Annotated in this window: 6 protein-coding genes; 4 read left to right on the forward strand and 2 right to left on the reverse strand. The window is 42.2% G+C overall.

Annotated features, from left to right (window positions below; genetic code table 11):
* The coding region (locus ACKI5G_RS09960) for a transposase (RefSeq protein WP_407399971.1) at nucleotides 1-215 on the forward strand (215 nt) is incomplete at its 5' end.
* A 109-nt stretch (nucleotides 216-324) separates the two neighbouring features.
* Here ACKI5G_RS09960 and ACKI5G_RS09965 read toward each other — a convergent pair.
* On the reverse strand, nucleotides 325-1,512 hold the full coding sequence (locus ACKI5G_RS09965) for a hypothetical protein (RefSeq protein WP_407399973.1): 1,188 nt from the start codon (nucleotides 1,510-1,512) through the stop codon (nucleotides 325-327).
* 204 nt (nucleotides 1,513-1,716) lie between these two features.
* Between ACKI5G_RS09965 and ACKI5G_RS09970 the strand changes: the two genes are divergently transcribed.
* Entirely contained in the window at nucleotides 1,717-2,334 is a 618-nt protein-coding gene (locus ACKI5G_RS09970) for a flavodoxin family protein (protein ID WP_407399975.1), read from the forward strand.
* Nucleotides 2,335-2,435: 101 nt separating this feature from the next.
* Here ACKI5G_RS09970 and ACKI5G_RS09975 read toward each other — a convergent pair whose 3' ends face one another.
* Nucleotides 2,436-3,194 (reverse strand): sulfite exporter TauE/SafE family protein, encoded by a 759-nt coding sequence (locus ACKI5G_RS09975; RefSeq protein ID WP_407399977.1) that lies wholly within the window; start codon nucleotides 3,192-3,194, stop codon nucleotides 2,436-2,438.
* Nucleotides 3,195-3,444: 250 nt separating this feature from the next.
* On the opposite strand from ACKI5G_RS09975, the gene ACKI5G_RS09980 reads away from it, so the two are divergent.
* Together ACKI5G_RS09980 and ACKI5G_RS09985 are read left to right on the forward strand one after the other, a co-directional pair.
* Nucleotides 3,445-4,224, forward strand: a complete 780-nt coding sequence (locus ACKI5G_RS09980) for a hypothetical protein (RefSeq protein ID WP_407399979.1) — start codon at nucleotides 3,445-3,447, stop codon at nucleotides 4,222-4,224.
* A gap of 27 nt (nucleotides 4,225-4,251) precedes the next feature.
* Nucleotides 4,252-4,656 carry a hypothetical protein gene (locus ACKI5G_RS09985; RefSeq protein ID WP_407399981.1) on the forward strand — a complete coding sequence of 135 codons (405 nt, stop codon included), beginning with the start codon at nucleotides 4,252-4,254 and terminating at the stop codon, nucleotides 4,654-4,656.
* Nucleotides 4,657-4,830: the final 174 nt, after the last annotated feature.

Raw genomic sequence — 4,830 nt, forward strand, 5'->3', positions numbered from 1 at the left:
ATGCAAAGGAAAAACATGGATTAAGATATGCTACAATGCGTGGCCTAGCAAAAATTAAAATGCAGGTGACGCTTACTTTTGCGTGCATGAATTTGAAAAAACTTACTCTTTGGAAGAAGAGGGCCGGCACGCTCTCACCAAATATTGTCGCTTTATTACAAAACTTGTCCTGGAATTTAAGAATAATTCCTATCTGGCAACAAAAATACGCATAAAAAATACAGTCCTACCTAGTTAGTGGATAACTAGAAGGACTGTATGTCTACGGTCTGAGACCTCCATATTAGCAATGGAGGTCTTTTTACATTACTGTATTCTTGAAATTTACATTGAAGCATATAAAAAATATGAGTAGAGGGCACCTGCCAGCAGAATGCTCATGGAGAAGAAGCCTGCAATAAGGGTGAGGAAAATATGTCTTTTAGGACTAAAAAATCCAAAGAAGCTTTCCAGTTTTGAGCTGTAGGTGTTATTGACCATTACATAAGGAAGACTTTCAGCAACCGGTTCAGCGTCTATTGTTTGAACATCGCCATAGCTGCCTTCACCCTGATAACCTGGTGCGCCGGATTCCCCGTTGTAACCATGTTGTCCGTGATAAGAAAGATTATTTTCCACAATGCCGTCAGGATTGGAACGGATATATCCGTTTACGTGTTCAATCTCTCCTGTAGGGGAGAGGCGTTCATATCCGTTTACATGATGATAGCCGCTAGGTGCTTTAACATATCCTTCGTTATTTATATATCCGTCGTGTCCGGCATATCCTTCATGGCTTATATAGCTATCATGGGTAATGGCTGTATCATGAACAACCTCACCTTCCGGTGCAAAATCACCCTGATGCATGTAATCTCCGCCAGTGCCACCATCAATCATGCCATCAGCTGATACCAGCTTCAGGAAAGGCAAAATGAGAGCAATAATAACAAGAGGAATACTGCCCATAATATTCAATGCTCCAGTTGCAGTATAACCATTCCGGTATTGCCAATATAGCAAGAATTGAAAAAAGAAGGCAATGACGCAGGCGGTAAAAGTTAGCTGAAAGCATGCGTAAAACAAATCAAGCTGAAGACTTCCAAGCCATGTGGTAGGGACGGAGGTTATAAGGTATCCCGCAGCCTTATATATAGGATCAATAAAAATAAAGCTGTTTTCATCATATAGGGTATAGGCAAGGCCGTAGACTAAAAGACCGGAAATAACAGCACGCCAGTTTTTCAGCACAAAGCCAATTCGGGCCAAAAATAATCCCAGCATGATGATAAAAGCCACCGGTGCCAAAAAGGGCAGTAGTGACACTATGGCGAATGCTATAATGGAAAAAACAAGCATCATCGCCAACATACGCCAGGCAGTGGCCAAAAAGAAAAGGGCAAAGAAAATAACTACAGTGGTTGGATGGTAATTAAAGACGAACAGATATGTCAGAAATCCCAAAAGGGACAAAACACTGGAAATGTTTTGCCATGATTTTAGTTGCTTTATTACCCATTCAGATCGTGTCATAAGAAAAAACTCCTAACTATACTTAATTGCACAAAGGAAAGTATAACATAGGAGCTTATATATGTCGAATTGTTTTGGGACTTATCGTCTATAGAGTAATCTATGCTCTAGCAGGATAATGGTTATGCTTTGGCGAATATATAAAAAGTATAGTTGTGTGTTCAGCAAATTATTATGTAAGGTGAATTGAAGGAGAGTTTTAACATGAAAGTTCTTATTATTAACGGAAGCCCTCGTGTTGGTGGTAATACAACTGTGGCAGTAAATGAGCTGGTGAAAACCCTTAAGAATGAAGGTATCGAATCAGAGGTTGTGCAGATCGGCAATAAGGCAATAAGAGGCTGTATAGGCTGTTATTCCTGTGCAGAGAACAAAAAATGCGTTTTTGATGATGAGGTGAATCAGCTGGCCCCGAAGTTTGAGGAAGCTGATGGTCTGGTGGTTGCAACACCTGTGTATTATGCTTCACCTAACGGTACAGTTCTTTCATTTTTGGACCGTTTGTTTATGAGCTGTAAATTTGATAAGACCATGAAGGTGGGGGCCGGAATAGCTGTGGCTCGCCGGGGCGGTTGCTCGGCAACCTTTGATGCGCTTAACAAATATTTTACTATTTGTGGTATGCCTGTAGTTTCCAGCCAATATTGGAATAGTGTCCATGGTACCGGAAAGGGAGAGGCAGAGCAGGATGGTGAAGGCTTGCAGACCATGCGTACATTAGGCAGAAATATGGCATTTTTGATGAAGAGCATTGCCCTTGGGAAGGAAAAATTTGGTTTACCGGAACAGGAAGAATGGCAGCCGACTAATTTCGTTAGATGATAATCACCTGATATTTTCATCAATAGCATATATTAAAAAAAGCAGAGCTGTGGTGCTCTGCTTTTTAACATATCATATTTGTATATTGTCGGGATAGAAAATCAGTATAGCAGTAGCATTACCAGACCACCGGAGGTGGACATGGCCACCATAAAGAATTTTAATATTGGGCGGGGTGCCAAACGGGTGAGCTTTGCACCTAAATATGCGCCTACTGCCTGTCCTACCAAGGTCTGGATAAAAATCCACAAATCCAGTTGGCCGTTTAAGAAGTAGCCAAAGCCCCCTGCAATGGAGATGGGGAGAATTACCATCATGCAGGTGCCAATGGCGTATAGTACGGGAACTCCAAAGAGTATCATAAGAGTCAACTGTATAAAGGCAGCTGCTCCGATACCAAAGGCACCGGAAATAAGGCCATTCACACAGCCGGCGATACTTCCATAGATGTATAGCTTGTGGCCATCAAGAAGTCCTTCCCGGGGTGGAAAATGCTTATTAAGCCATTGTGGCTGATAAACCTTGGTGTAAAGGAGCACTGCGGACAGTACCATGATGGAGCCGGACATTTTCCCTAATATATCGGAGGGAATAATATTAGATATATTGGCGCCCATAAAGGCACCTACCATACCGCTGATACCTAGTACGGCACCGGTTTTGGGAATAACATTTCCTTCCTTGAAGTGGCTGAATGCCCCTGACATGGTGGTAAAGACCATAGCGGAAAGTGCCACAGCAAGAGCGGTATGTATAGGTACTCCAAAGCCTACGGTGAGTAAAGCAATGGTAATGCCAGCTCCCCCCATTCCAATAAAGCCGATTATCATACCCATTATCAGCATGGAAACAAATAACATACATATTACCTTCTAACTTATTTTTTACAGTACATAAATCTTACATTTTTTCGGACGAAAAAACAACTTAATCTAAGTAAGTAAATGAACAGTGTTATATTAAAATATTCTAAAAATTCAAAATAGTTTTATAGTTCTATTGTGGGATTATGAACAATTTTTTATAATGTGTGTACCTATAATGGGGGGCCAGGGGTGCAAAAGGCGTTTCTGCTGTGTTGGGCTGGAAAAATGAATAGGAGGGATTTGCGTGAAAGTTAGTGGATTTCTTAAGTACATGGTTGTATTGATGCTGGCCCTTTGTATTGCATTGGTATACGGAAAAACTCCAATGGCTTCAGCAGGGGTGGAAATGAGCAAGGTTGACACCAGTATTCAGGCAATCATTGGTACGTGGAGGGAGGGAGATACCCTTGACTCAAGAGTTTTAAGGGTAAATCCGGATTACACCTATGAGCTGGTCTACAGGGGAGGCGGAGCTTCCGGTGGTACAGTACAGGTAATTGCTGAAGAGCATCCGGATGGCACATATTCCCCATGGTACTCCTTTGATGAGGTTGATGGGAAAAACTGGGCCATGTTCCCAAAGAATGATGTGGATGGTACTCTTCAAAAGGATCTTTGGTCCGGCCAGGATGGTGCCCTGCATTTTATTCGTTTTGACAATTACGAGTATTCCGGCAAGACCGAAGGTATAACCCCAGAGAGTTATCTTGGGGTATGGGGCTGTGGCCGTTGCACCATCGTAATTAACAAGGAAGACAATAGATATACTGCAGACATCAGCTGGGCAAGTAGTGCAGCTGAGCACAGGGTATGGACTTATTCTTGCCGCTACGACAAGGACAGTGCTATTCTTGTATGTCCTGGCAACGGCTTGTGCACCGATGCTATCGTATATGATAATGGCAAGGAGTCAGATGTTAATGTATATGATGACGGAAGCTGCGAGCTTGTTCTTCGTGATGGCGTGCTGAAGTGGTACGACAACAAGGATAAAGCCGGTCAGGACATGGAATTTTTGAAATAATGGCTGGGATTTAAAAGGAGGGTACCAATGAAAAAACGCTTATTTGTAGGGTTATTGGCATTTTTTGCGCTATCGTTACTATGCGTAATGAGCTTTTCTCCGTCGGCTGAGGCCAAGGCGAAGATACGCTATCATGTGGACCATGTACGGTTATATTCCCCTGGGCAGGCCACCATTGAGGGACATTTTACCAATGATGGAGATTCTACTGGTTATGTAAAGTGGGTTGATCTTGACCTTACCATTACAGCCACAAATAAACAACAGATGTGGGCGGGAGTAGGTATCCGTCACTATGTAGAGCAGAAGGTTCCAGCGTATGGAATCGTGCACTATAACTATATTTTAAAAAATGCGGGAATTCCGGAATATCATAAGAAGTATAACTGGAAATCCCATACTAATACACAATGGTCTAACAAAGCCGGTTGATAGAAAATTTATAACTAAGAAGTCCAGTGTGGATGCTGGATAATTTAAGGGGAGCGATGGTCATAATGCTGTCGTCTCCCCTTGTTGTTGGGAGTATTAGAGGATGAAAAAGATTCATATTACGGTTATGCGGAAGGCTTGTTATCATGATTTGATGGAAAAATATGAAAATCC

This window comes from Anaerovibrio sp. (assembly GCF_045637405.1).
In the GTDB taxonomy this organism is placed as follows: domain Bacteria; phylum Bacillota; class Negativicutes; order Selenomonadales; family Selenomonadaceae; genus Anaerovibrio.